General features: G+C 54.5%; 20 protein-coding genes. 5 read left to right on the forward strand and 15 right to left on the reverse strand.

What is annotated here, in order from left to right; translation table 11 throughout:
* Positions 1-180: 180 nt before the first annotated feature.
* The 5 genes from Q31a_RS18055 to Q31a_RS18075 are packed head-to-tail and all read right to left on the reverse strand — an operon-like array spanning position 181 to position 7,737.
* The gene (locus tag Q31a_RS18055) at positions 181-594 is read right to left on the reverse strand and encodes a DUF4150 domain-containing protein (RefSeq protein ID WP_145080927.1); all 414 of its coding nucleotides are present in this window, start codon (positions 592-594) and stop codon (positions 181-183) included.
* 15 nt (positions 595-609) lie between these two features.
* On the reverse strand, positions 610-1,134 hold the full coding sequence (locus Q31a_RS18060; protein WP_145080930.1) for a DUF3540 domain-containing protein: 525 nt from the start codon (positions 1,132-1,134) through the stop codon (positions 610-612).
* Between the two features lies 1 nt (position 1,135).
* Entirely contained in the window at positions 1,136-3,079 is a 1,944-nt protein-coding gene (locus Q31a_RS18065; protein ID WP_145080933.1) for a pentapeptide repeat-containing protein, read from the reverse strand.
* Entirely contained in the window at positions 3,076-5,397 is a 2,322-nt protein-coding gene (locus Q31a_RS18070) for a DUF2169 domain-containing protein (RefSeq protein ID WP_145080935.1), read from the reverse strand. Before Q31a_RS18070 ends, Q31a_RS18065 begins: the two co-directional genes overlap by 4 nt.
* A 6-nt stretch (positions 5,398-5,403) precedes the next feature.
* Positions 5,404-7,737 (reverse strand): type VI secretion system Vgr family protein, encoded by a 2,334-nt coding sequence (locus Q31a_RS18075; protein WP_145080938.1) that lies wholly within the window; start codon positions 7,735-7,737, stop codon positions 5,404-5,406.
* 288 nt (positions 7,738-8,025) lie between these two features.
* On the opposite strand from Q31a_RS18075, the gene Q31a_RS18080 reads away from it, so the two are divergent.
* Entirely contained in the window at positions 8,026-8,895 is an 870-nt protein-coding gene (locus Q31a_RS18080) for an alpha/beta hydrolase family protein (RefSeq protein WP_145080941.1), read from the forward strand.
* A 473-nt stretch (positions 8,896-9,368) separates the two neighbouring features.
* Here Q31a_RS18080 and Q31a_RS18085 read toward each other — a convergent pair whose 3' ends face one another.
* From Q31a_RS18085 to Q31a_RS18105, 5 genes are all read right to left on the reverse strand, one after another.
* Positions 9,369-10,553, reverse strand: a complete 1,185-nt coding sequence (locus Q31a_RS18085) for a PDZ domain-containing protein (protein WP_145080944.1) — start codon at positions 10,551-10,553, stop codon at positions 9,369-9,371.
* A gap of 112 nt (positions 10,554-10,665) precedes the next feature.
* Positions 10,666-11,883, reverse strand: coding sequence for a S1C family serine protease (locus Q31a_RS18090; RefSeq protein WP_145080947.1), 1,218 nt, complete (start codon positions 11,881-11,883; stop codon positions 10,666-10,668).
* Between the two features lie 277 nt (positions 11,884-12,160).
* Positions 12,161-13,282, reverse strand: a complete 1,122-nt coding sequence (locus Q31a_RS18095; protein WP_145080950.1) for a hypothetical protein — start codon at positions 13,280-13,282, stop codon at positions 12,161-12,163.
* Positions 13,283-13,336: 54 nt separating this feature from the next.
* Positions 13,337-14,236, reverse strand: a complete 900-nt coding sequence (locus tag Q31a_RS18100) for a DUF1571 domain-containing protein (RefSeq protein WP_145080953.1) — start codon at positions 14,234-14,236, stop codon at positions 13,337-13,339.
* Positions 14,237-14,782, reverse strand: a complete 546-nt coding sequence (locus tag Q31a_RS18105) for a hypothetical protein (protein WP_145080956.1) — start codon at positions 14,780-14,782, stop codon at positions 14,237-14,239.
* 162 nt (positions 14,783-14,944) lie between these two features.
* Here Q31a_RS18105 and Q31a_RS18110 point away from each other — a divergent pair, with 162 nt between their 5' ends.
* From Q31a_RS18110 to Q31a_RS18120, 3 genes are all read left to right on the forward strand, one after another.
* Positions 14,945-15,523 (forward strand): glutathione peroxidase, encoded by a 579-nt coding sequence (locus Q31a_RS18110; protein ID WP_145080959.1) that lies wholly within the window; start codon positions 14,945-14,947, stop codon positions 15,521-15,523.
* Between the two features lie 9 nt (positions 15,524-15,532).
* Complete coding sequence (locus Q31a_RS18115; RefSeq protein WP_145080962.1) at positions 15,533-17,809, forward strand: tetratricopeptide repeat protein; 2,277 nt, start codon at positions 15,533-15,535, stop codon at positions 17,807-17,809.
* Between the two features lie 67 nt (positions 17,810-17,876).
* Positions 17,877-19,148 carry a lactate racemase domain-containing protein gene (locus tag Q31a_RS18120; RefSeq protein WP_145080965.1) on the forward strand — a complete coding sequence of 424 codons (1,272 nt, stop codon included), beginning with the start codon at positions 17,877-17,879 and terminating at the stop codon, positions 19,146-19,148.
* 11 nt (positions 19,149-19,159) lie between these two features.
* Here the strand turns inward: Q31a_RS18120 and Q31a_RS18125 are convergent, their stop codons facing one another.
* A complete protein-coding gene (locus Q31a_RS18125) occupies positions 19,160-20,008 on the reverse strand; it encodes an Lnb N-terminal periplasmic domain-containing protein (protein WP_197355382.1) in 849 nt (282 codons plus the stop codon).
* 452 nt (positions 20,009-20,460) lie between these two features.
* Between Q31a_RS18125 and Q31a_RS18130 the strand changes: the two genes are divergently transcribed.
* Positions 20,461-21,753, forward strand: a complete 1,293-nt coding sequence (locus tag Q31a_RS18130; protein WP_145080971.1) for an IS1182 family transposase — start codon at positions 20,461-20,463, stop codon at positions 21,751-21,753.
* A 426-nt stretch (positions 21,754-22,179) separates the two neighbouring features.
* On the opposite strand, the gene pheT is transcribed toward Q31a_RS18130, so the two are convergent.
* The 4 genes from pheT to rpmI form a co-directional block, all read right to left on the reverse strand.
* Complete coding sequence (gene pheT / locus Q31a_RS18135) at positions 22,180-24,204, reverse strand: phenylalanine--tRNA ligase subunit beta (protein ID WP_145080974.1); 2,025 nt, start codon at positions 24,202-24,204, stop codon at positions 22,180-22,182.
* Between the two features lie 192 nt (positions 24,205-24,396).
* Positions 24,397-25,434 (reverse strand): phenylalanine--tRNA ligase subunit alpha, encoded by a 1,038-nt coding sequence (pheS, locus tag Q31a_RS18140; protein ID WP_145080978.1) that lies wholly within the window; start codon positions 25,432-25,434, stop codon positions 24,397-24,399.
* Positions 25,435-25,706: 272 nt separating this feature from the next.
* Positions 25,707-26,063, reverse strand: coding sequence for a 50S ribosomal protein L20 (gene rplT, locus Q31a_RS18145; protein ID WP_145080981.1), 357 nt, complete (start codon positions 26,061-26,063; stop codon positions 25,707-25,709).
* A gap of 238 nt (positions 26,064-26,301) precedes the next feature.
* Positions 26,302-26,505, reverse strand: a complete 204-nt coding sequence (gene rpmI, locus Q31a_RS18150; protein ID WP_145080984.1) for a 50S ribosomal protein L35 — start codon at positions 26,503-26,505, stop codon at positions 26,302-26,304.
* Between the last annotated feature and the right edge of the window lie 105 nt (positions 26,506-26,610).

Consider the following 26,610-nt stretch of genomic DNA (forward strand, 5'->3'; position numbering starts at 1 on the left):
CCAGCCAGTTGGGCACTTCCGGGGAGTTTTAACAACCGCGTTTCGGCGAGAGCCTAGCAAGCCGCTAGGTGCTGGCTGCAGTTGGCAGCAAGCCGTCTAGATGTTCAGAATTGTGGGACCATGCTTCCCTTCGCGCCGGGTACCGGGTGCCCAACCTCACAAATTCGATCCGAAACTGTCCTAGGGCATTACAATGACTTTCACTTGGCTGGGAGCAACCTGAATCCCCGCTGGATGGTTTGCACTTGAGACTCCATTCTGCCCTATCATCGACGTCAGGTGTACCACCTTGGCCCCCTCAACCTTGACTTTCGACGATCCCATTTTGAATTTGGCAGGGCCTTTGAAGCGATTGGAAATCACTCCCCCTACAGTACCTGGTTCATCACCGGTGGACATCATAATTTCCGACTTTACCGTAGCGACCTTTTGATTGTCAATCTTCACCTTCGATGAAAACGTACCACCCTTGCCTTGTGGAAGCATGGCGATATTGGGGTAGGGGATTGGAATGGGGCCGCCCGGCGTGGGCGTCTTGCAAACATCGGGAAAAGCGATGCACTGCCCGCCGCCTTTCGTGGAAACTGGAAACATTGCGAACTCCTTTACCTATCCAAGATGAATTTTTTTACCATCGATCTTCACATCGCCTTTGGCTCGTTCGACAATCTTATCCGCATTGAGTCGATAGCTTCCCTCCGCCCGCGTCGTCATGCGTTTGGTCATGATTTCATAACTCTCTTTCACCCATAGCCTTGCCTGCTCGAATCGCTCATTGAGCTTCTTTGCTGCCAAGTTTAACTGTGTTGCCACGATATTGACCGTTGGACTGCGGATGGAAACCCCTCGAGAAGCGACCATTTCGATCGAGCCATTCGGCGCCATGAGTTGCAAGTTGCCAGGTACATGGAGCGTTGTCTTGCCAGAGCCCTGGAGCACACCGATCACGAACCAGTCATCCTTCTGACCGATGGCCAAGACCATATCGTCCACTTGAAAGTCGTACGGATAGGCGATCGCATTGCTTGCCCAGGCTTGGGTTTCATTCATCATCAATAGCAGACGAGCGCCATCAATACGAACCACGCGTGCTGCCCCAAGGAACTCAGTCATGGGTACTTGCGCTGCTTGCATATTATTGCCCTTTTAATGGAACAGTAGGGATCTTCCAGGCTTCCGCGGCAGCTCGATCATGGTCCGTAGCTACCGCCTTGCGTTTCTTAGCATCTTTCCAATCAGCACCTTGCTGCAATACCCCGTGTAGATTTGCGTGCTGCAAATCTACGCCCACCAATTTTGCATGATTGATATCGGCGTACGACAAGTCGCTGTACTGGAGTGAGGATTTCGAAAGTACGACGCCGCTTGCCTGGGCGTTTTCAAAAATACATTCATTCAGGAGGCTGTTTTCAAAGTTTGCATTGACCAACTTTGCTCCTACAAAAACAGCTTGATTCAACTTGGAATTGCAGGCTACCGCATCCGACAAATCAGCCCCGGTAAAGTCGGCACCTTGTCCCAGCATCTCGCTCAAATCAGCGCCGACTAAATTCGCCTTGGTAAAGTCGCAGCCAGCAGCGTGTGTCTGGCGAAGCGAACATCCAGCCAGGTTGGCGTCTGTCAAATCGGCTTTCGTCAAATCGCAGCCGCTTAGGTCTTTGCCAGAAAGATCGACGCCCGTGAGATCACAGCTCCGAAAGATGGTCTTACCTACGGCAATTTGTTGAAGATCGAGTCCGTCAAAATCGGTGCGCTCAAATTCAGCCTGGCTAAGATCGACTTGCGCCAGATTTGCGTCACTTAAATCAATTGCGGTCGCTTTGGCTCTGCACCAATTGCTACCGGTGAGATTTGTCGCTTCAAAGCAAGTCTCCCGTTGACGAGTCTCGGAAAGATTAGCCTGGGATAGATTGCTTCCGGTAAAATCAGCATCCTCTAGGTTCGACTGATGAAAATTGGCATTCTGCAAATCGCAGGAAATAAATTCACAACCACTTAGATCTCGCTGACTCAAATCGGCCCCATTGAGCATTGCATTCTCAAACCGAGCCGCCCGCAAGTCCGCTGTCCGTAATTGCTCGAAATCAAACTCAGCATCTGAGAAATCGCTTCGATAGCAATTGCAATCATCAAACCGGGCGTCGGCGAGATCGGCCTCCGCGAAGACGGCGTGCGTCAGCTGAGCTCTGCTAAAATCGGCGTCCAATAGAAACGCCTCTCCGAAATTGGCTTCGCTCAAGTCTGCGTCGCATAGCACTGAGTCGACCAGGTCACAATCTCGCAGATTGGCGGCCTGCATCTTGCAACCGGAGAAATCGACTTTCGTCAAATTGCATTCGGCAAAGTCGGTCGCTTCGAAACTCTTCCCCTTTAAATTCAGCCCAGACAAATCCGATTTGCTGAATGAACTATGGTCACAGTCGACCGGAAGATCGACGACCGAGGTTAAGTCGCATTCCATGAAGGTCGGCCCCACGAACTCAGCAGTCGCAAAATTGGTGCCGCTACAGCATGCTTCGACAATCATCGATTCCTCAAACCACGCCTCGCTGCAATTGCAGCCCGACAGATTGGACTCCAAAATCGACGCTTTGGTGAAATCGGCAAAGCGCAGATCTGCATTGGCAAATTCGCACTGCAGCATGACCGCCTCAGAAAAATCGGCGTCCGCAAGGTTAGCAGCTGACAAATTGCACGCCGTCAGAGAAATGCCAATCGCCTCCAGGCCTTCGCAGACCGAGTTCTGCAAATCGGACTGGGTCAGGGCAGCACCGCTCAGGTCCGAATCGGAGAGATTGGTCGCGTTCAAGCGGCACGATTCCATCACAAGATTCTTGGTGACTAAACTGCGCGCGGATGCAGAGCTGAGATCGACAAATTTCCAACAACAGTCCGACAGAATCGCTCCATTCAAGCGTGCATTGGTGAGATTGACGTTGATCAACCACAGCCCCGATAAATCGGCGCCCGTCAGGTCAATCCCAGCCAGGTCGAGGTTTTGGATCACACACCCCTGGAACGGCCGCTTGTCAGCCACATATTGCAGAACCAGCGCTGGCGTAAATTGAATATTGGTCATGATGGTAGCACCGTTCCGATCTCGCTAGTTCCACGACGGTCGAGCCCTGTGACGGCCGCATTCCAAAAGCCAGCTCGGTAGATATTCGCCTCGCGCATGGAAGCATCGGTTAGTTGCGCTCGATCGAAGGAGGCGCGCATTAAATTGCACTGATCGAGGATCGCATTCGTCAAAATGGCATCTTCAAAAGTGCTGTCTCGCAGGTCTGATCGATCGAAGCGGCACCCCACCAACGAGGCTTGAGTAAAAATGGCGTTCGGCGACTTGGACTCACGAAAATCACAGCCGTCCAGGGTAGCCTCTTCCCAGATGGCACCCTCGGCCATACAGCAACTAAAGTCAGAGTCTGCAAAGTCGGCTTGGTCACTGGCATGCAAGCCTGTTAGGTCGGCATGCGGCATACGCACATTTTTGGCGGTGACTCCCTCGAAGCTGGCTGCCTGCAGCTCCGCTCGGTCGAACCTTGCATGGCTAACATCCGCCTCGCTAAAATCGGCCTGAGGAAGTTTGGCATCGCAGAAATTCGCGGAATTGAGCTTGGCACTCGAAAAGTCAGGACCTCGCCCACTCGCTCCACTAAAGTCGGCATGGGTGAGATCCAATTCGGAAAAGACCGTTCCTTCGAGCGAGGTCCCCCTGAAGTCACAGGCTTCCACGACGGCCTCTGAGAAGTCGGCATAGTCCAAACACGCTCCCGACAGATTAGCCTGCGAAAGGTCCGCTTCACTGAACTTGGCGTTCGTCAGATTCGAACCCGACAGGTCAGCACCATCGAGCATGCAGTCGGTGAAATCGACGTCAGAAAAATCGAGGCCCGATAGCTTCATATCGTAGAGTTCCAAGTCTGCTAATGAGCGTCCGCGGAAACTTTCGCCAGCCGCAGCCATGCGTTCCACATCCGCCCGGGTCAAACGATCCCCTGACTCAGCTTGCATTTCAGCTTCAACCGTAGCCAGTTGGTCGATTTCCAGAATTTGTGCATCGAGCTGCATGGCGACATCCGGCTGTTGGACGCGCATCCCCTCAGCCATCGCCGCCATCTGCTGCTTCAGCTCCGCCAGTGAACTCGAGTTCGGCGAGTCGAATTTGGAAGCATCCACTCCGGCGGCTAGCGCGCGTTCACGAGCCTGAGCAATTTCCTTCTCAGCCTCCTGCATGGCAACAGCATACTCAGCCTCCAACGCTTCCATTTGTGTTGCAAATTTTTGCTGCGCGGCTTCTTCCTCCGCCAGCTCCACGGGATCGGGCGGTGCTTCCTCGTCGGCCTGCAGCAGTGTCCGGAAACGCGCCATACAGTCGCTCGATGTCAGCGGGGCACCACTGGTCGACTCGGTCATCCAAAACACCGTTTGGATCTCTGACATCTTCAAACTTTGGATGGCCGTGTGCCCACGAAACAGCAAGGTTGCAACTTCAGCTTCCAAATCGATCTGCAAAGTATCGAACTGAAGTGGGACCTCATGAAAATCACTGGCGGAGAGCTCGGCGTGATCCATGGTGCTTGCACTCAGAAAGCAACGCACCCTTACCTGAGGAAGTCGGGTGCGGTAGTGTGCATGCTCGCAATGGAGATTTTCAAAAGTAAGTTCCTCGTGGCCATTCAACCCCGTTTCCAATTGCTGGTCACGTGGAGCCGCGTTGAAATAGGCGTAATCGAAATCACTTGGGAACCAGGGCCAACGGGTGCGTTGCCATTGTTCATCGTAGGTTCCCACGTGGGCCCGTCGAACGGGCCAGTCTCCTGAGATCGGCCCCATACCAGCTGGTTCCAGTTTGTCATCAGGACTCTTGACCAGACGCGTCGGATCTTCGATGCATGGCAACAGTTCCGCTTTCCAACCGTAGCCTTGCCCCAGTGGGTTCAAGTCCGCATCGGCGCCGCCAAACGCAAGTCGGTAGTCGAGCGGCAAGCTGACAATCGGCTGAGGAGGGCCGATTTTTGAGGAGAAGGGCCCCGAGATCCAGCGGCGTTCGCCGAATACCTGCAACGTCTTGGACCATTCGCCGATTTGCCATCGCGTCTGCCACCCTGAGGCAGGCTGCCCAGTTGGACTGTACGCCGTGGCCTGCAAAAGCAGATCAAATCGAGGCTTGTAGGGCACGAAATCCGAACTGTATTTAAGTGGATTGGCTGGATCGTCGGCAAGCGGCAGATCGCCGCTTAACTCAACCACGTCATCCCCCTCGAGGAGTGTGGCTACGCCGTTGGGTTGCAACTTGCACGACAGTTTAGCCACAAACACACCGGCCAAATCTGGCGGGTTAAAGCTATGCGCGAACCAACCGGCACGAATCGTTTCTTCACAAATTACTCTCATCGCTGGTTATTTCCCTCGCTGTGCACGACGGGCAAGCTTCTGAGCCTTACGCTGCGCCTTCTTCTTTTTCACGGCCGGCATCGAGCCTTTCGATTTCTTGCGTTTCTTGGCCGACTTGGGACTCTTGCCCTTCGAGCCTTTGACTTTAAGTGCCCCGCTTCCGATGTCAGTCTTGGTCGATTTAATATTACACGTCGATGCTTCGATCGACGTTTTTTTACCGATCAGTTTCGCAATTTTGGCTTCGATCTCTGCTTTCGCTGCGACCATCTCCACGGACTGCTCACCGTGAATCTCTATCTTATCAGCTCGATCATGGATGTCGGATGCACCCAGTTCATGAACTCCAGCAATGGCAAGCTGTGTTGATAAGGCGGTTGCCAAAACATCATTGCGAACTTCAACCAGCGCATCTTTCGTTTTCGTAAACTGCTTGGCTTCCCTTAGCTGGAGGTGGTACCCCTTGTGCCAGTTCACCGTGGCGCCCACGTTGATTTTGGTTTCTGCCCCAATGACCGTCTCCTGCTTCCAGCCGCCGACCAACTGTGAGGTGATGCCAACGACATTCTGGTGTTTGCCACCCTGGATAGTGTTCCATTCATCCCCCAGGATATTCGTGACTAAATTGCTCAACGTGCTAAGATTGATACTTCTTCCTAGCACAATCTCCGATTCGTGAGTCGGCGAATAGATGCGAATAATGCCTTCCACCGCATCCAGCACGATCTCATTGCCATACTTGTCGCGCAGCTCAATTTTTTCCTGGCCACTCACGCCATCCATCAGGAATTCATTGCCGCAAGTTTGTTGCGTGTGAATGAATTGCTTGCCCTCCGCCCCTTCCATGACCGTTTCGTTTCCGCCATAGTCACGAAGAACGCTACGCGTCTTCTCATCGGGTAGCGGCATGGGGACGTTTTGTTCGGCGTTGTAAACTCTGCCAACGATCAAGGGTCGGTCGGGATCCCCCTCCAAGAATGCCACGACGACTTCGTGGCCGATATGAGGGATTTGCATCCCTCCCCACCCCTTTCCACTCCACTGCTGTGAAACTCGCACCCAGCATGAAGTGTTCTCATCGCGTTTGCCTTCGCGGTCCCAGTAGAATTGCACTTTGACCCGACCAAACTCATCGGTGTAGATTTCTTCGCCAGCTGGCCCCACCACAATCGCAGTTTGCACGCTGGAAAGATTCGGCCGGGCCGTCGTACGGGCTGGACGGAATTGACGCTCATTCGGAATGCAAGAAAACTGATTGGAATAGCTGGCATCGACGCCTTGAGAAGAAAAGCTACCCGGCTGGGAAGCGGAGTGCGCGATCGAGGTGATCAGATACGACTTCCCCTCTTCACCAGAACAACTGTGGTGCTTTACCAGTTTGAACACGTAACCAGCGCAAAAGCTCTTGCAAGAGCCGGAGGCTTGGACGCGATCGAAACGCGTTTCCTCCTCTTCCAGACGCCGCACCACGAGCTCTTCGCCATCCCCTTTCTGTACGTACTCACCAGGGTAGTCGAACAGCTCGTAGCCACTGTTATTCGACAGGGAAATCGAACTATGCTTGGCGGCATTCACCTTCAAATTGTTCGATGGATTCTCAAAATCGTATTCGGTCTGCTCGTACTTCCCAGAAACGAACTCGTAAGCATGCTCCCATTCACTCAGCGTATCGAAGTGACGATGTTGGTTGCTGGAGGGATGGTACTCCACTTCCGATTCCAGGGCGTTTGGGTAGTTGGGCCTATCTGACAGGATGAGCGTGTGCTTGTCTTCCTCGTGCCGGAAGTAATAGTAGACCCCGTATTTTTCGAGAGTACGTGTAAGAAAGTGGAAATCGGATTCTCGATACTGCACGCAGTGCTCGACCTTCCTCGACTTCAGGTGCGATGCCGCGCCCGCCTCGTGCCACGTCTCGACATGGCCGTAAGAGTCAACACGCTCAAAGACCGCATCAAGAATCTCTTGGATCGACTTCTCTTTTTTCTCTGGCAGATAAACGAAACTGCGCGATGCACGCTTGAGGAACCACAGCCACGGCACCAAACGCACGCGATAAATCCTGGACGGTGCCGATTTATCGTCGAGAGTCTGACTGTAGTCCCCAGCCCAAAGATGGCTGATGTAGCCGTGAATGAAGCGTGGCTCCTTTTCCTCGCGGTCGATACGCACCCCTAGCGGTCGCCCCACCACCTCTTCAGGCTTCAATCCATCCTTGGGGGAAGCAATCGTCAGAAAAAATTCGTAAGGCTGAGAAATCTCCTCTCGACCGGAAAGGTCGGTGAGAATTGCCTTCTCTCCGAATAAGTCAGTAGGGGACAACTCGAGCAGTCGCTTGGCCATGCCATGAACTCACTAATTATTTAAACGGACTGTTGAATCTCTGATCACGCCGACCGAAAACTATTGTCGGAAGAAGCCCGCAATGGTTGCGTACTAAATTTTGATTTCGAAGCCGCCCGGCAACGAATTCGACAACGAAACAGCTTAAACTCATAAGAATACCCGAATTGAAGACGGCACCTTGCAACCGTCTGCAGAAAATCAAACTGAATTCAAGAAGCTCGCAACCGCAATGGACTCGGCCTCAATCGTCAGGCAGCAGGCTTCCACTCTCTAGGAAACTACCACATGCTACAACACCGCCATCGTTTCTGTGGAACTCGTGCTACGTGCCAACTCCTCTTGCTCTGGGCTTGCGTGGCAGCCCCCCTGTGCGGCCAGACACCCACTTGGGCAGAACGGACAGAGCAGTGGAACGGGTTCCCACAGCATCATTTGACCATCGCTGCGCGTCCCGCCTACTTGGTCGCTCCCGAAGTCCCCCCCGCACTCGACAAGCAGGGCAAACCGCTGTGGATCTGGCGAGCGAGATTCCCTGGTTTCCATGCAGAAATGGATATCGACTTAGTTAAGCGTGGATACCACATCGCTTATGTCGACGTGGCGGGCATGTTTGGCGGCCCACAAGCCATGGAAATCGGAGATGCTTTTTACCAACACCTCACCGGAAAACTCGGCTTCTCCGATCGACCGGTGCTTGAAGGTGTTAGTCGCGGTGGTTTATTTGTCTACAACTGGGCAGCCAGACATCCCGAGCGAGTCGCTTGCATCTATTGCGACACGCCCGTCCTTGATTTCAACAGCTGGCCAGGGGGCAAGGGAACCGGCTTGGGAGCACCTCGGGAGTGGCAGCAGTGCTTAGAGGCATACGGCCTTAGCGAAGACGAAGCGGTGCAGTTCCCACAGATTCCAGTTCATCAAACCGCAGTGATTGCTCAAGCTCGCATCCCCCTATTGCACATCGTTTCGGAAAGCGATCGCGTTGTCCCGCCCGCAGAAAATACCTATCTAGTTAAGCAACGCCTCGAGGCGCAGAGTGGATCGATGGAAGTAATCTCAGTCCCCCAGGGAACCGAGAAATCGAATGGCCATCACTTCACTCACCCAGCACCCGACCAGGTTGTGCAATTCATCTTGAAACACACCGGCCAGCCCTAAAGGTACGCTGAGTAGAGACGCGGCGTCGAAATTGGCCCCGTCGCGTTACTGGCTGTTGAAATAGCAACTCGTTGCGTGAGCAAGGAAAGTTGGTTGCCGCTATAGGGCAATTGCAGACGCGTCCCCCGCGCTAATATTCAAACTGCTATTACATCAACGGCCGTGTTAGGACGGGTTAAATATAGAGCGGTTTCAGCTTTACCGTGAAGTTTTCAGTCGCCCCGTAGTGGCCAACCACTCCGGCCTTGTTCACGCTGCGGATTACGATTTCAACAATCGCGTGAGCAACGAAAGTTGATTGCTGCTACTCACAGCCAGCAGAAGCACTACCGTCGCGTCAGCAACCGGCATTGCACATAAAGTCCCCAGGCCGGTAAGCACGGTCGGATTCGTGACTGCTGCAATGCGATATCAGCGTTGGAATCGAGAGGATAATCCAATCAACAGGCCGGCCGGGCAGGGTGCGACAAAGGTTATCGCACTGGGCGAAGGGATGTTTGAGGCTTGTTGGAGAGTGACACCAAGCGAGCCTGCTCGATCAAGCCTTCGACAACCGGTTGAACCACATCCGAAGGGAGGGCGTAGGAAGAAACCCGCCCAGCTCGAGCAATATTGATTCCCACGACTTGTCCGTCGAGGTTCACCAAGGGACCACCGCACTGATTGGGTTGCAAGACAGTGTCGTGAACCAGTACTCGAGCAAAACCTGTGGCCCGAGGGCTGATCTGCCCGCTAACTTCCATCTCGGTTTCATCCAACAATTCGTCGGAGAGGTCCATCAGGCGGGCGGTCACATCAAATTCGCGATCTTGACGACTGACACTCAGCCGAATGGGCTGCCCCGCATAGCCACCGGAAACGGCCGTGCGAAATTCCCTCTGGGAGCGAATTTGCTCTCCTTCGACAGCAAAGATGACGTCATTCGCTTTCAATCCAGCTTCTGCTGCGCCACTACCAGGGAGCACTTGTCGGATGGATGCGCCACTGGGTGCCTCATCTAGATAGACACCCAGGACTGCTGCGGAAGCACGCACACGCTGCACCCCAGCACTTGCCACACCGACAGCAATAGGCAGCGAAGACAAATCTGCGGTGGCCAGCCATTTCCCTCGAGCTGGCAAATCTCGATTCCACTGAATGGATGGAAGGTTGATGGCATCGATCTTAACCAATGCAATATCGATTCCCGAGACGCGATTGACTACTTCACCGACGAATTCATTTCCATCATAGGTGCGGCACGTTACCGCTATATCCATTGGCAACTGAGTCGATTTTGTAGCAATCCATCCCTCACTATCGACCACAGCTCCCAAAGCAACCTGCTGACCGTTCGCAAACAGACGCACCGTCGAGTGGCTAACGGGCGCCACGACCTCTTGGAATGCACGCAGCATGAACAGACTACTGCGTTCGTTGGCAGAAGCGATGCTACTGCCCAGGGGAGGCCGAAAGCTCGAACGCCGCGCCGGCTCCTGAACGTACTTCCCCGGGGTCGCACCAAGCTCATGCGCCTCTACGCCCGAGTAGCTTCGCAAGTCGAGTGGCTGCTGAGTCTCTACTCGCTGGAATCCCACGGAAGAGGCTAACAACGCACCGGCAATCAGGGACAACCCAACGACGCTCAGTGAAACACAGTCGGAGTATATTTTTTTCACAGCGCATTCTCAGTAAAAACTTGAACCGTTGGGGTGGCCTCCTTGCACACCTCTTCATTGTAATCAATCTGTACCGAGATTGGATCGCTTGGCGTCCCGCCGAGCGTTTTTCTCAATTGTCCGCCACGCCAACCGTGATGGACAGACGTAAAACCTGTGCTTCGCGTTGGACGGTCAAGACCAGTACATCACCAGGTAGGCTCGCTTCGACACCCAATTTCAGCTCTTCGAAGGTCGAGATGTTGACACCATTGATACTCAATACCAAATCCCCAGCAGCCAAACCTCCCCGAGCAGCAGGACTGCGAGGCACGACCGAATCAATCAGCGGCCGATCATCCCCTTTGGGCCCATTGACCCCAATAACCGGGCGATAGCCTGGCAGCGATCCCCACGCATCGCCACGTACCATGCGTTCCCAGCTCTCGTGGAACACATCGATGGGCACGTGCATGTTGTCGGTGATTTCGGTGCCGATCCGGGAGTGGATACCGACCAATTTGCCTTCCAGTGTAAACAGCGGACCACCACTATCACCGCCAATCAACGCACAGTCGGTAAACAGAGTATGAGCTCTCCCCCGATCCGCGGTGCTGCGATTGATTGCCAGAACTCTGCCGACACGAATCACCGCTCCGCGTCCCGCTTTCCAGCCGCCGGGGTGCCCGGCCGCTACCACCCATTGCCCCTCTCGAAGATCGCGGTCTCCCACACTACCGATGGTCGCGAAGGGCCAAGGTTGCCCACGCTCATCATTGATTTTTAACAGGCCAGCATCCTTGTCACGATTCATCCCTAAGGTTGTGGCCGAATATCGCGTGCCATCGCTGAAGACCACTTGAGCCGGCATGTTCGGCTTGCCCGCCACGTGGGCAGCGGTCAAAACATAGCCGTCGGCGGTGATGAGAACTCCACTGCCCTGGGCCGATCCCTGCTGAACATTAACCGTAACGCGCTCGATGACACTGGCAACTTTCGATTGCTGAAGCTCCAGTAGCTTGAGCTCTGCCAGCGAACGCGGCTCCCCACCTCTAAAAACACTGTCCAGTCCACTGGCAAGCGCCACGTAGGTGTCGCCGCGGGCAGTCGCCGAAAGCGTTTGGACTGCCTCACCGGCGGGGCTCGACAACTCGGATCGCGAAAGCGGCTTGAGGGATTCGCGAAGCCCTGAACTTACCGCCGGAGGAGCGATGGTCGCCTCCTGCCCGCGCACGCTCTCTAAGGGAACGCTGCCCAACAAGGCTAGGCATACCAATGCGAGACTCAAGCGAGTGGTCGCCCAAACGTTATGGACATCCGTGCGGGATGTGCTGATAGCTGAATGGGTCATGGCATCCTTGAGCAAAGCTGAGGAAAGTATCGGGAATCGAGAGAACTGCCAGTAGCAGGTCGCGATTGGATCGGTTGGGAAGCTGGCAACCTCCCTACAGGCCGTCCTGATTATTCGTCGTCGCGCGGCAAAATGAAAGCCTGGGGTTCGACAATTTGGCAGCAGGTCCCCCGATAGAACTGCTGAATTGAGAAAAGGTAGCGAATTTAACGCCTATCCGGGACAAAAAAGAGTTGGATTTCAGAGCCCCGCAACGACTAGACACTCTAAACATGTGCTATGCATACGTAACGGTTGTAGGGTGAGTCGGTCGATAGAGGGCATCGGTGGACACCCAGCGGCGATGCAAAAAGCGGTATTCTCGGCCCTCTTGATCCACCATGACCAGCCCGTTGCCCAGCAAGCCCCCCTCGTGCCGCACCGCTGCTGCGGCGCAGTGCAATTGCACCGTTCGCCACCACCACCGGCCCGTCACTTGATAATCCCCCTGCTCATCTCGGCGAATGCCAACGCGATTGAGTCGGGGCAGGCCGCCGGTCGCCTGAGCACAAAAAGCGGTAAAGCTCGAATCGCGTTGAGCAAACAGTCGGGGCAACAACAAGGCCAGCATGGGCCCAATCGCCAGTTGGCGATAATACCGCAGACGACGATAAACCCAGCCGAACACGATTCCGCAAATGAGCAACAGCAGTAGATTCACCACGGCCGCCGAGACCGGGCTGAAGCAATACAATGCCATCAGTGCCGCGCACATCAGTTTATTCACCGCTTCCACCACTGCATCGATGGCTGGCACCGGAATGAGCCATACTAAGAATTCCAAAAACAGCTTGACCGCATTGATGACGATCACATTCAGCGCCGCAAAAGTCGAAACCACCACATCGAGAGAAAATCCCGAGACACCAGCGGTGACCATTACCGTGGAACCGGCTAGCGGTTCGACCGACGACGCACTCGCTTCACTGCCGTGACTCAACAGCCGTACCACGATTAAGATGATCACGGCAGAATACGTTTCAAAATTCTCGGCAGCCAAGGCCAGTGGTTTGCTAACTTTGGTTAGCCTGGGCAAACTGGTAATCAGTGCCAAAGAGAGCATGATCCAAAACAACAGTGGATTGTTGAGCATGCTGCTGTGGGTGAACAAGGAACTGTGGGCTTGCAACCAGTCGGGCCCATAGGTCGCCACTCCCGACAACATCGTCAGTCCGAAAAATGGGGAGAGCGCCACCGGTGCTAGCGGCCCCAGCCAATCGCTACCGCCGAATTGCTGGGCGATCGCCTGAGTGCTGGAAAGCGTCTGATCCTCCAAGCCCGGGAGGCTTGCCTGACCGGGGAGCAGCCCCCAGGTGTCCGACCAGGGGCTTGGCGCGAGCGGAAGTATTGATTCGATCATCGTCGCATCCTTGCCAAACAACGTCTGCTCATTCGTATTCGAGACTCAGACCGCCTAGGGAAAGTTATAGAGGGGATTGTCTGGATCAAAGTCCGCATCGGAAAGTCCGATATTGAGCTCCACATCAAGGTAGGTATATTCCTCCTCCAGGGGCGGCTCACCGCCAGCTTGCTTCGGCCATAGAAAGGCAGCGTATCGCAACGGGATCTGACGTTCGATATCAATGAAGATTTGGGCGATGTGAAAGTCGAAGCCCGCGTCGGGCGTGGGGTGAACGACCTGAATCAACCGGCACACTCGATCTCCCACTTTCTGATCTTCAATAATATCCACCTGACACGGCCCCTTCGTTCGATCTTCGCGGCCTTTTTCGATCAACTTCTCGACCAGACGTTGGAGTCCGATTTCCGTTATGGGGTACTTATTGCCAAGCATGGCCAACATTCCGTCAGGCTTAAGCTGCAAGCGTTTCAAGTTCAAAAAGCCGCCTTCGTGCGAAACCAGCTCACCCTCGCGTTGATCGGCGGCCCAAATCACTTCGCGTCCAGCCGTCGAGCTGGGTTCGATAAACTTGAGATAAGCCGCTAGCCCGCGCGGTGATGTGCCAGTGGTTTGCGGGCTGCGTACCTTCACTAGCAATTTGGCCTCCTCTCCCAGTCGTCCGCCGATCCTCTCGCGTTTGACCAAGGTCGCCCGGTAGTCTTGTACATTTGCTTGCATACTCTTCAAAACTTCGCTAGCCAATTCAAGGACTTGGTCGAGCGGATGGGCATTATCGCTAATTTGCGTCCCATCAGACGCAGGACGGTGTGTGACGACAGGGGTTTGAGTGGAGATCATCCCCTCCAGGGAAGAGTGCTGGCTGTCGACCGCAAACTGCGACCAGAATCCCACCAGAGATATAGCAACGATCAACAACCCCACCATTGCGAAGGATACGGTAAAACGTGTCATTTAGTCATGCAATCCGAATTCGGTGGCCATGTCCAAGTAGACCTGGACGTCCGTTTTGGAGATCGTTCGGGCAATTTCAAACGCATGGGGCGATAGCGAAAAATCTCGAAAAATGTGATGAAGTATTAGACCACGTTCACACAAGTTGCGGAATCCGGCCAGAAAACGCAGCGTGACTTCAGGAGACTTTGCGTCTCGAAATGCAATGGTTCGCTCTTCGTCCAATTCCACATACACCGCTAACAAACGGGCCGCTGCGTCAAACGCTGAGTTGACGGCACGCACTTCGATGATCCCTCGCTCTCGAGCAGCATACAGGATGGCGAGCGATTCAGGTTCCAATTCGCTTGTCGTCACAGCACCGAGAGGCGAGTCGTCCGGCGCCCCGCCACTAGAACGACGATGCAATACCCAAGCTTCGCTGCACAGTTGGGCCAGGGCAACGAGCATGGGGGCGCCTTGCCCCAAAGCCTCCCAACTGCCATGCAGATAATTATCAACGGGACTTAAATTTTCCACCGGAGGACTCCCCAAATGCTCGTTCATAGAATGCTTCCCGCTTCCCGGGGGGGCGGAAACAGCCTCGTTGCCCTGCCATCTTAATATCCACCATTCAGACTGCGCCAGAGGCTTGCTAGATCGCTATACTAATACCATATACCGTTCGCCCAGAAACTCTTCGAACCATTCGACGGAAAGTTAAGTAACATGAAACCCTGGCTCGCAGCACTCGCAGTTGGAATATTATCGATGAACACCTTTGCCGCTGAGAAGGAGTCAACGAAGCCCCCCAAAGCACTAGATTTCAGTGTAAAGAATCTTGGCGGCGAAGAGGTTGAGCTGAAAAAGTACGAAGGCAAAGTGGTATTAATCGTCAACGTCGCGAGCGAATGCGGTCTGACCGACAGCAATTACAAGGCGTTGCAGCAAGTTTACGAAAAGTACCAGGACAAGGGGTTGGTTGTGCTTGGTTTTCCTTGCAATCAATTCGGGACGCAGGAACCGGGCAGCTCCAAGCAAATTTCAGAATTTTGCACCAAGGAGTATGGGGTAACCTTCGACATGTTCGAAAAGGTAGAAGTCAACGGCGATGGAGCCAACGACCTCTATAAGTACCTCACAGCATTGGAAACCAAGCCTAAGGGGAGCGGTAAGGTATCTTGGAATTTTGAGAAGTTCCTGGTCGGTCGCGATGGAAAGGTGGCTGGTCGCTTCAAGCCGCAAACGGCACCCAATAGCGAAGAGATGATCCGCGAAATCGAACGTCTCCTAGCTGCAAAATCTTAGGCTAGCGTCATGACCAATCCGCGTACCAATCAGAACGACCTCCCACGGACTCCGCCAAGAGTGGATAGTCTTTCACTGCTGTTATGGGCGGTGTTTTTTGCTTGGTGCGCGACGACGCCTCCCCTGCTGGCTCAGGAGGCGACGGGTGAAGCCCCACCGACTCCCGCCGATGTAAAGAAAAGTTCACCTGCGGTGCCTGGCCCGAACTCGTCGTCTGACGCCCCCCAACCGCCTTCGCAACAAGAGTTGAAAGCTCGAGTTGCGTCGCTGATTGAACAACTAGGTGATGACAACTACCACACGCGCGTCAATGCCCGCTGGGAACTTGAACGCATCGGACTGGAAGCGTTCGAGGAGCTCCAGGCTGCCCGCATGCATCCCAATCCAGAGATTGAACGGGCCGCCCAATACATAATCGAGAGCCAAAACGTAAGTTGGTGGCTCGACAATGATTCCGTTGCCGTCCGCACACTCCTCAAGAACTACAATGGGCTGAATAATGTTGAGCGTCAGACCTGCTTCCAGCAACTTGCCAATCTTGCCACACCAGACGCCCTACTAGCACTTGCAAGGCTGGCACGTTTCGAAATCAACGAAGGCCTCTCCAAGGCAGCCGCGTTGAGCCTGATGGAGCAAATGGCCCGCGTCACTCTGGCGGTTGTCGAACAGAATTCGCTTGAGAATTCAAGTGCGCAGGTGGCCGCGGACTCCCTGTCCGCTAACTCGCTGTCCGCCAGCCAAACTCAGCTTACGATTGAACGAGGAACCCTCGATTCTCCGGGTACCGTTTCCCAGTCGGAAGCCCACTCGGTCGATTCTATCTTTCTGCGTTCACTTTTATTTACTCTCGGCGACAGTCAACGGACCTCCGTCCAGTGGCTCAAAACTCTGTCCTCCAACCTGCTCGACCACCCCTCCCTAGCAAACACAGCATCTTCAACCGCAGATTCCTTGGAATCGGCAGCAGTCCAATTGCGTGCAGAACCGCTGACCGCCTGGGCCAGCTTTGCCAAAGAGGAACATCGACTCGCATCTGAGGAGGGACGCGAGGCGATCGAGACCACACGACGGTTCTACCGTTGGCTAGGCAGTTGGCTAACTTTCATTGCAGATCGCGAAGCAGCTCTGAACGTAACGCGGAGCAGTTTGGACTTGGTTAGCAACGATGAAGGACAGGCTAGGAAGGCGGCTGAATGGATGTTGGAATCTCAGCTTCCAGAATTGGTCGAGGATTTGCAGCAGCAATACCCTGAACTCTTCATTAAGTCTGCCAAGCTGAGTTTCCTGCTCGCCAAGAGTTACCTAGAGCTGGGTGCCTCAGAGAAAGCCGAGTTGCAGGCGACTGCGGCCAGCGAGTCGATTCGGCAGTTGGCGGAGAGTATAGGCCAAGACCATAGCAAGGCCCTCACCGCTGAAGCTTCTGATGAATTGGAAATCAATTGGCGCAAAACTACCGCAATTTGGCTCAGTGAGCGGGGCATGTTTCGTTGGGCCAGACGCGAGTATGCTGCCATTCTGTCGTTGAATATTACCGTTTCAATGGAGTGGAGCGTCCGACTGGAGTTGTCCCATCTGATGTGGCAAGCTGGCGACTACCAACAAGCGGCAACAACCTTGGAACCGGTCTTGGCATTGCCCGACCGGCAGGACCAACCAGCCACTCAGGCGCTCTACATCGATCGCCCCACCTTGCTGGCGAACTACCACTTCTATGCTGGCTTGGCCGCCATCAACTCAGGCGACACCCTAGCCGCAGGTAAACACCTTCAACAGGCAATGGATGTTGAAGGAGACATAGACAATCCCGATATTCTAATCGCACTCAAACAGGTCGCCCACCAAGAGCCGTTCGCGACACAATTCCGCGTCTATATGGATGCGATGGTCTCTGACTATCGCACGCAAGTGCTCGATTTTGAGCGACGGCTCATCCAAGCGAACCTACGAGAACGTCGGGGCATTGAATCAATCCTCTCCGAGTATTGCAATCAACTCGCATGGCTGTTAGCAAAATGCAATGAAAGTCCGCGAGAAGCGTTGAAGCTTAGCTTGAGGTCACTGGATCTGGAGCCCGATAAAGCAACCTATCTGGATACGCTCGCACGCTGCCTTTTTGCGAACGCACGCTATGAAGAAGCTGTCCAAACGCAACGCAAAGCGCTACGCTTCTCCCCCAACGACTTGCAAATGCAAGCACAGCTGCAGGAATTTCAATCTGCCCTAGAATCACAGCAAAATCAAGCGGCAGGAAAACCTGCATCTTCAACCTCTCCGCCCCGCCCTTGATTCCATCCACTGACCATCTCACCACACCGTCGTCGGTTCCGTCCGCAAAATAGCCCTCCCAAGTTCTATGAGTCTCAATAATTCACTTCCTCGCTTCTTTCGCGTGCAGCAGAGTTTTCCGCGCCCCCAACTAGCCGATGTTGCGGGACGCGTGAACGAGCAATTGGCTGCGATCTGCGGCGATCCCGCGCAGTGGACCGGCAAATCAATCGCAATCACCGTGGGGAGCCGAGGCGTTCACGGCATCGATCACATCACCAAAGCTTGCGTTGATTATTTTATAAATGCAGGTGCGCACCCGTTTATCGTGCCTGCAATGGGAAGCCATGGAGGCGCTACCGCGGAAGGTCAAGCAGCAGTGCTGGATCGATTTGGAATCAACCCCCAAACGATGAATTGCCCCATTCGCAGCTCGATGGAAGTCGTACAAGTCTGCACGGCCAAAGAGGGATTTCCGGTTTACTTCGACCGTCTAGCTTCGGAAGCGGATGGGGTCCTGGTCGTAAATCGAATCAAGCCGCACACGCGTTTCGCGGGGGATATCGAAAGCGGCCTGATGAAGATGATGCTTATCGGGCTTGGCAAACAGCTCGGTGCAGAAACCTACCATCGCGTTATCGTGAACCACTCGTTTGATCAGATTGTTCGCTCAGTCGCACACGAGGTAGTGAGCCGCTGTCGCATTCTGGGTGGCCTGGCCGTCCTTGAGAATGGCTACGAGGAAACCGCAGACATTGTGGCCCTGCCCGCAACGGACATTGAACGGCGCGAACCCGAGCTGCTGAGGCAAGTGAAGAGCTGGATGCCCAAACTGCCCTTTGACCGCAGTGAACTGCTAGTCATCGACCGCATCGGCAAGGACATCTCCGGTACTGGTATGGACACGAATATTATCGGGCGCAAACGCAATGACCATGCCGCCATCGACGGAGATTCACCCGACATCCACAATATTTACGTTCGCAGTTTAACACCGGCCACCCATGGAAACGCTTCCGGTATCGGGCTAGCAGAACTGTGCCACCAGCGAGTTATCGACGCCCTCGATCGGGAGGCCACTCGCATGAATTGCATTACTGCCGGACATCTAACCGGGGCGATGCTGCCCATTGAATTTGCGTCGGACCAACTGGCACTCAGCACCGCATGCCATCTCGCAGGTTTCGGTCCGCCCGCACAAGTGACGGCCATGTGGATTCGAGACACCCTGAGCTTAGGCGAGATCGAGTGCAGCGAGTACTTTTTCCAGCAAGCCCAAGAACGCTCCGATTTGCAAATTTTGGCCACCCCAAGCCCGCTGGAGTTTGACGCCCAAGGGAATCTTGTCGAACGATTTTAGCCAACGGTGAGTTAACGGCGAGACTGCCGAATCGCTTGCGAGAAATTGGGGTCTTGGGCGTTCAGATGAGCCGCCAAGTTAATCCGGCTGGCTGCTTTCACCTGCTCAAACGTGCCTGGCATCGCGAGCAAGCCGAGGTCATACGCGAGCCGATCTGAATGCCCCGGCAACAAAACGCGAATATCGGACGGAATTGCATCGGGTTTGAGACTATTCACCATGTCCACGATGTTGGTGGTGCAGTTATTGGTCAGTAGATCATAGAACTCGGGAGTACGTGCAATTGCATTTACGCGTGCCACCGCTCCCAGAAAGACGCTTTGTGCCTGCACAGGACTGATTTTGAGTGGATAAATATACACATCCACGTTCCGCACTTCGGTACGCAAACGCACCAGGTCGCGTTCCGTACCAACGATCCACATCAACTCAAATTCTTTGCTGGCACTTGCTACCGCAGAATATGTTTCGTGTTGTTCCAAGCGTGCTTCTGCTGAAAAGACAAGATGCTGTCCATCAGCCAAGCCGAAGCTCAACATCGTGTGCGCGAGCGCAGGGGTGTTCTTGAAGGGCACTACGATGAAATCGAGCGACTGCACATCTTTGAGAAAAACCTGCCGGTCGAAATGCCGGACATCATAATCCTCTTCTGTACGGTACTCACAATCGCGAATATTGTGCAGAACAACTCGGTCGCTTTCGATCTCGGCGTACGGCAGAACAGCCAAGTCACTCCGCCATAGCCGCGCATGCGTGGGCTCCTTGGCAGGCAACCGGCTCCGCAAATCTTCAACGATGTAAGTGACCGGATTGGCAGCCAATTTTGCAAGCGCAGAGCGGTCATCGTCGCGAGGCTTCACGACCTTACACCCCACCGAGAAGCTTCCAAGGAGCAACCCCACGATGCAGCACCAAGCGGCCCCGAGGGATCGCCTTTCGCGCATGGGTAAGCTGTCGGCTGTATTTGCGTCAAAAGCCATGCCGATAGATACCAAGCATCGCTGGTCGAGCCAAGGTCGATTCGACACTTAACCCAATGCGTGCAATGGCCCCCACTCCTCCGAATCGCCCCCCGCCGCGTAGCGAGCGGCCAAAATTGCAACCCGCCGCGTGAGCAAGGAAAAGCAATTGCCGCGACAGACTAGTTGAAGTCGCTACCGCGTCAGAATAGCCCCAACAGTCCAGCCAACCGTCAACGCCCTGTCTCAATCGCCCACTGCCGCGTAGCGAGCGGCCAAAATTGCAACCCGCCTAGGCTGTGAATTTTTAGCCAAGTGGTTTGCAAATTAATTTTGGGCGCTACAACTATAGCATGAATACTCAAAAACCATCGCAGCTTGCTCGTGTTTCCCGCCCCCATCGTATTCAAGTGGAAATGCACATGCTTTCACTTGAAGATATGCTTCCGCGCGACCATCGTGCTCGCATTGTCTGGTCGTTTGTCAAAACGTTGGACCTAGAACCTCTGTATGAAAAGATCGTTGTCACCAAGAGCACCGTTGGCCGCAATAGTATTGCGCCGGAGATACTGGTTTCACTGTGGCTTCTGGCAACCTTGGATGGCATCGGCACAGCCCGAGAACTTGGTCGCCGATGCGAGACGGACATAGCCTATTTATGGACGCTCGGAAATGTCACGGTCAATTATCACACGTTGAGCGACTTTCGAGTGGAGAACGGAGCATTCTTGGAGAAGACGCTCGTTGACACGGTTGCCTCGTTGGTCGCCCAAGGTCTGGTGCCCCTGGAGACCATTGCCCAAGACGGAATGCGCGTTCGGGCTAGTGCAGGCAGTAGTTCGTTTCGCCGCAAGCCGACGCTTGAGTCATTGCAGCAGCAGGCTCAGGCTCACGTAGATAGATTGAAGAAAGAATCCGAGAACGAATGCGATCGTTCCGCTGGAGACGCACGTCGCCAAGCGGCAGTCGAACGAGCATCGCGTGAGCGTCAAGAGCGATTAGATGAGGCTTTGCGACAGTTTGAGGCGCTTAGTAAGCAGCGCGAGTCTCGGAGAAAAGGTGACGGCGAAAAGACTCGCGTGAGCACTACGGACCCTGACGCCCGTAATATGAAGATGGCCAATGGTGGCTTCGATCCGGCCTTCAACGTCCAGTTCGCAACCGATGCTGACTCGCGAGTAATAGTCGCTGTCGATGTTATCAACTCGGGAACTGACAGTGGCCAAATGGCACCAATGCACGAGAAAGTGTGCTCAACTTACGACAAGACACCCAAGACGCAATTGGTCGATTCCGCTTACGCAACCAAGGGCGATGTTAAGACCGTGGAGTCTAAAGGGACCGAAGTCGTCTCCACGATCCCCCGTGGATCGGTATTGGAAAGCAAAGGCAAAGATCCTCACGCGCAGCAACCTGGCGAAAGCGACGAATACACAGCGTTTCGCGCGAGAATGGCCAAAGAGGAATACAAAGAGCTTTACAAGACGCGCCCGTCGGTTGCCGAGTTTCCCAATGCGGACTGCCGCAATCGGAACCTTCGGCAATTCAAAGTTCGAGGACTGGTGAAGGTCAAAGCGGTAGCGCTATGGCATGCCGTGGCCTTTAACTTCACACGCATGGTAAACCTGGGGGCCTTGGCAATCTAAGCAGTTGCAAGGCAACCGCTTGGTTGAGAAATAACACAACTCGAAGAGATGAGCATGATGGACACGAGCTAACTTGCTGGCCAACAATCCGACCAAGTAAGACTTTCAGCCGCCAATTCGAAAAAATTTCGTGGTTGGAATACCAAAAGAGTCCGTTGGTGAAAAAACTTCACAGCCTAGCCGCGTGAGCAAGGAAAAGTAATTGCCGCGACAGACTAGTTGAAGTCGCTACCGCGTCAGAATAGCCCCAACACGTCCAGCCAACCGTCAACGCCCCGTCTCAATCGCCCCCTGCCGCGTAGCGAGCGGCCAAAATCGCAACCCGCTGCGTGCGCGAGGAAAGATAGTTGCCGCTACAGCCTAGTTGAAGTCGCTACCGCCACGAAACCGAGCTTGGGCACGTGGCATTTGCGATTCACCAGGCCGTCAAGCGAGTAGCGTGGCGGAAAACTTTTGCGAGCACGCCGCAATGACCTTTTGTACCGCCGCATCAACCTCTTGGCTGGTCAGCGTACGGTCGAGGCTACGGAACACAAGGCTTAACAGGAGTCGTTTCTTACCGGCCCCATCCTTCTTCGTGTCCCGATAGGTTTCCTGATAGCAAATATCCTGCAGGAGATCGCCTGCATGTTCGTGGCAGGTGGCAGATAGCGCAGCCCAGGTTAACTCTTCGTCGACGACGAAATTCAAATCGCGGGTCACTGCAGGATAGGCGCTGACCGGATCTGCTTGACGCACCTCTTCGAGGGCCGCGGACAGCACATCGACGCTCAGCTCGGCTGCGGCGACCGGCTGGTCCAATGAGAAGGCATTCTGTGTATTCGCACTAATCAGCCCAACAAACCCCAAGACCTGTTCATTGAGAGAGACCTGTAGAAGAGTCGCTGCTTGAAAGCTCGGATGCTCGACAAGTTTCCACGCAACCTGACTCTGGCGACTGACCACCTGACAGATAATGTCCTCTACGATACCGCGTACAAAACGCAAATCGCCCGTGGTGACGATCCCCAAGGTGCTCTGCTCCTGGGGCAACTCTGCGGCGGTCGCACCAGGAAGATAAATCGTACCAACCTCGTACAGCTGAGCATTGCGAATCGATTGGGTTTGGTTCGTGTGCCGAGCAGTCAAGAGACTCGGCAAAAGTGAGCGCCGAAGCAGCTTGGCTCCGATCAGCAAGGGAGTCTCGGTAGACAGCGGCGGCAGCTCAGTCCATACACTGCCATGCTTCTCGGCACTCTTGGTAACCACACTTGGCGTCATCGCCTCGTCGATTCCATACGCACTCAGAATCGACCGTACTCGCCCCATCGCTATATCCTTCGGGCGGCGCGGTGCGACACTCATCGGAACGGCGGCGTCCTCAGGAATCTTCTCGTACCCATAGATTCTTGCCACTTCTTCCAGTAAGTCGACCTCGCGCGTCAAATCGCCGCGCCAAGTGGGCGGAGTCACCTTCAAGGTCTCCGATGACTGCTCAGTGACTAGGCATCCCAGAGACACCAAAATGGACAACACTTCATCCGCAGGGATCTCAATTCCCAAGACGCGAGGAATTTGTCGTAAGCGGAATGGAATCACGTCCGCAGCCGGAGGCTCGCTACCGGCCGAGGCACAGCCGTCAAGCAATTCACCTCCTGCAATCTGTAGAATCAGTTCACAGCAGCGGCGGCTTGCCCAATCGAGACCGGCGGGATCTGGGCGGCGTTCAAACCGGAAAGAAGATGGGCTGTGTAGTTTCAGGAACCGAGCAGCTCGACGAATCGTAAGCGGGTTGAACGTTGCAGCTTCGATGAGCACGTCGACCGTCGATGCACTTACCTCACTATCCACACCTCCCATCACTCCACCCAAGGCAAGGGCTCGTTCCGCATCAGCAATAACCACCATGGCGGAATCGAGTTCATAGGTTCGGTGATCGATGGCGACAAAGGACTCTTTCTCACTAGCTGGTCGAACATGAATCCTCCCCCCTCGGACGCATTTCAAATCAAACGCATGCAAAGGCTGTCCACACTCCATCATTACGTAATTGGTCGCATCGACAACGTTGTTCACCGATGCGATCCCGATTGCCGATAGCCGGCGAACCAGCCAATCCGGACTTGGGCCAATCTTCACTCCACGCACGACACGCGCCGTGTAGCGTGGGCAGGCATCAGGAAACTCATTCACTATTTTGATCAAGCTCTCGACCGGAGTTCCTCCAGTGGAGACATTGGCCGCTGGAATGCGGAGCGGCTTGCCGAGCAGCACAGACGCTTCGCGAGCGACCCCAATGTGTCCCAGACAATCCCCGCGATTGCTGGTCACTTCCAGATCGAGGACGATATCGTCGGCAACTGCTTCCGTGGACTCGTGATTGAGGCCCGACATGGCATAGCGGTTCGCTAAATCTTCCGGCGATACACTCAATTCAACGTATTGCGACAACCATTCCCAGCAGACGAGCATATTAAAACGGCCTTTTCATTGGTAGAAATCTTTGCCAGCAACCGTGAAACGCATGCCTCGCAACTCCGGCGATACAGGTCTCAACCTGAAGGCGGGGCTGCGCGGTCGCTTTGCACTTCAACTGCGCGACACTTGTCATGGTGCGACGCCTGGGCGCCATCTTATGCGACGCGGACTGATGCCCGCTAACGCTTAGAACTGATGCAGAAAACGGAGATCATTGCGATACAAATCACGAATATCCTCGACGTGATGCCTCCGCATGCAGAGTCGCTCAACCCCCAGACCAAATGCAAATCCAGAAACCTGCTCGGGATCGTACCCCACCGATTTCAATACGTTGGGGTCAACCATTCCTGCCCCGCCAAATTCAATCCAATTTCCGTTCCATAGAAAATCGGCTTCCACACTCGGTTCGGTGAAGGGGAAGAAGCTGGGGCGAAAACGAATCGTTACATCAGCACCGAGATAACTGGTCGCAAACATCCGCAAGACACTCTTGAGCTGTGCCATGGTAACGTGAGTATCGATCCACAACCCTTCCATCTGATGGAACATCGGGAAGTGAGTCGCATCGGCCTCATCGGGACGATAGACTCGGCCGAGGGAAATAATGCGAATGGGCGGCTGACGATTTTCCATCACCCGAATCTGCACCGTACTCGTCTGACTCCTCAGCAATCGCGCGGCGTGGGCGTTGGCATCGACGCTGGTTTGTCCTGCTACCGAGAGATAGAAATTGTCGAGCGGATCGCGAGCGGGATGATCCTCGGGGATGTTGAGCGCCACGAAGTTATGCCACGTGTCTTCGACTTCGGGCCCCTCTACCACCTCAAATCCCAAACGCCCCATGATATCTTTTAGATGCTCAATCGTTTGTGTGATGGGGTGGACTCGCCCCAAATGCCGACGCTCACCGGGCAGTGTTGCATCGATCATCGGGCCGCTTTTTGAGCCTCCCGTGCCAGCCACGTCCAATCGCTGACTGGCGGATTCCATGGCGGCTTGAATGCGGTTTTTAACCTCATTCAACTTCTTTCCACCCGCGGGCCGATCTTCTTTGGAAAGTCCCCCCATGAGTTTCTGCAGCGTCTTCATCTGCCCGCTGCGCGCGCCCATGAACTGCACCCGCGCCGCCTCGAACAACTCTTGCTCCACTGCGTCAGTGAACGCCTGCTCCGCTTGCTTCGCCAGCGTCTCTAACGTTGTTAGGAACTCATCCAGCTCCATCGAATCTCTTTCTCATGGGTGAGGAGAACACTTAAATCGAGGCTGCAAGCACTCGGGAAATCGACGACTCAATACCACCGTCTTGCCGTGCAAGGCCGGCGGGAGGTGCCAGTCGGTCAGCAGCAGGCCCCAGTAGCAATATCATTGCGGGCTCAAACAAAAAAAGCGGCGAAGGGAATCCCCTAACGCCGCTTTCCTATGTCCTCGCCGTACTGCACCACGACAATCGCTCAACAAGCGTGCCATGCCGCAGCACTATGCCACTCGCCGTACTAAGCAGCCAAAGCGGCTTTGACTTGTTCCACAACGGCCTGGAAGCCCGCAGGATCATGAATGGCCATTTCCGACAATTGCTTGCGGTCCAAGCCGATATTGGCTTTGTGCAAGCCGTGAATAAACTGACTGTATCGCAGGCCCTGCTGCTCGCAGGCCGCACTCAGACGGACAATCCACAAACGTCGAAACTCTCGCTTCTTGACGCGACGGTCACGATAGGCGAACGCACCCGCTCTAGCCAACGTTTCCTTTGCCGTGCGCAACAGCTTGCGACGTCCACCAACATATCCACTCGCACGCTTCAGCACTCGCTTGTTGGCCTGCCGCCGTGCTGCACCTTTTCTGGTTCTCATCAGAACACCTTAAAAACTTCACTTACCTCAGGTCCTTGCCGCTGTGAGAGCATTCCTCAGAATGCTCCAATGTTCACAGTATGTGCGGAGCGGGGTGCCCGCGCGGTCAAGAGTTGAACCCAGATAATTGGAACAAAACCCGCCTCTTCCGCACACCAAACTCGCAACCCAAACGAAGGGGTCAATCCCGCTCCGCGAACTATTTGCCAGGTCGCAAACTCAGTGCGCAATCACTTCTCTAGTAACTGTTTCCACGCAGACAATCTTGAATCGCCCGTGTCGGTGGCTCTGCCAGGACGCGAGTCCCACGCAAATTCCGACGACGCTTCGAGCTCATGCGTACCGCCAAGTGGCTCGTTCCAGCACCGCGATGCTTGACTTTTCCACTTGCGGTCAGGCGAACGCGTTTCTTCGTCGCCTTGTGTGTCTTCATTTTTGGCATCTAAATTTCTCCATAGTACGATCCAATGCCAGCTAATCCGCATTCGGATCGAGTAGTGTATCCGCGAAAAATCATCCCAACAAGGGCTTTTGCCGCCCTCAACTC

The sequence above is a fragment of the Aureliella helgolandensis genome (assembly GCF_007752135.1).
GTDB classification, from domain to species: domain Bacteria; phylum Planctomycetota; class Planctomycetia; order Pirellulales; family Pirellulaceae; genus Aureliella; species Aureliella helgolandensis.

Coding starts and splice junctions, on each gene's coding strand:
- rpmI (WP_145080984.1), bottom strand. CDS start 26,505: ATGCCAAAAATGAAGACACACAAGGCGACGAAGAAACGCGTTCGCCTG.
- Q31a_RS18130 (WP_145080971.1), top strand. CDS start 20,461: ATGAATACTCAAAAACCATCGCAGCTTGCTCGTGTTTCCCGCCCCCAT.
- pheS (WP_145080978.1), bottom strand. CDS start 25,434: ATGGAGCTGGATGAGTTCCTAACAACGTTAGAGACGCTGGCGAAGCAA.
- Q31a_RS18120 (WP_145080965.1), top strand. CDS start 17,877: ATGAGTCTCAATAATTCACTTCCTCGCTTCTTTCGCGTGCAGCAGAGT.
- Q31a_RS18055 (WP_145080927.1), bottom strand. CDS start 594: ATGTTTCCAGTTTCCACGAAAGGCGGCGGGCAGTGCATCGCTTTTCCC.
- Q31a_RS18070 (WP_145080935.1), bottom strand. CDS start 5,397: ATGAGAGTAATTTGTGAAGAAACGATTCGTGCCGGTTGGTTCGCGCAT.
- Q31a_RS18080 (WP_145080941.1), top strand. CDS start 8,026: ATGCTACAACACCGCCATCGTTTCTGTGGAACTCGTGCTACGTGCCAA.
- Q31a_RS18065 (WP_145080933.1), bottom strand. CDS start 3,079: ATGACCAATATTCAATTTACGCCAGCGCTGGTTCTGCAATATGTGGCT.
- Q31a_RS18060 (WP_145080930.1), bottom strand. CDS start 1,134: ATGCAAGCAGCGCAAGTACCCATGACTGAGTTCCTTGGGGCAGCACGC.
- Q31a_RS18090 (WP_145080947.1), bottom strand. CDS start 11,883: ATGACCCATTCAGCTATCAGCACATCCCGCACGGATGTCCATAACGTT.
- Q31a_RS18110 (WP_145080959.1), top strand. CDS start 14,945: ATGAAACCCTGGCTCGCAGCACTCGCAGTTGGAATATTATCGATGAAC.
- rplT (WP_145080981.1), bottom strand. CDS start 26,063: ATGAGAACCAGAAAAGGTGCAGCACGGCGGCAGGCCAACAAGCGAGTG.
- pheT (WP_145080974.1), bottom strand. CDS start 24,204: ATGCTCGTCTGCTGGGAATGGTTGTCGCAATACGTTGAATTGAGTGTA.
- Q31a_RS18075 (WP_145080938.1), bottom strand. CDS start 7,737: ATGGCCAAGCGACTGCTCGAGTTGTCCCCTACTGACTTATTCGGAGAG.
- Q31a_RS18095 (WP_145080950.1), bottom strand. CDS start 13,282: ATGATCGAATCAATACTTCCGCTCGCGCCAAGCCCCTGGTCGGACACC.
- Q31a_RS18105 (WP_145080956.1), bottom strand. CDS start 14,782: ATGAACGAGCATTTGGGGAGTCCTCCGGTGGAAAATTTAAGTCCCGTT.
- Q31a_RS18100 (WP_145080953.1), bottom strand. CDS start 14,236: ATGACACGTTTTACCGTATCCTTCGCAATGGTGGGGTTGTTGATCGTT.
- Q31a_RS18115 (WP_145080962.1), top strand. CDS start 15,533: ATGACCAATCCGCGTACCAATCAGAACGACCTCCCACGGACTCCGCCA.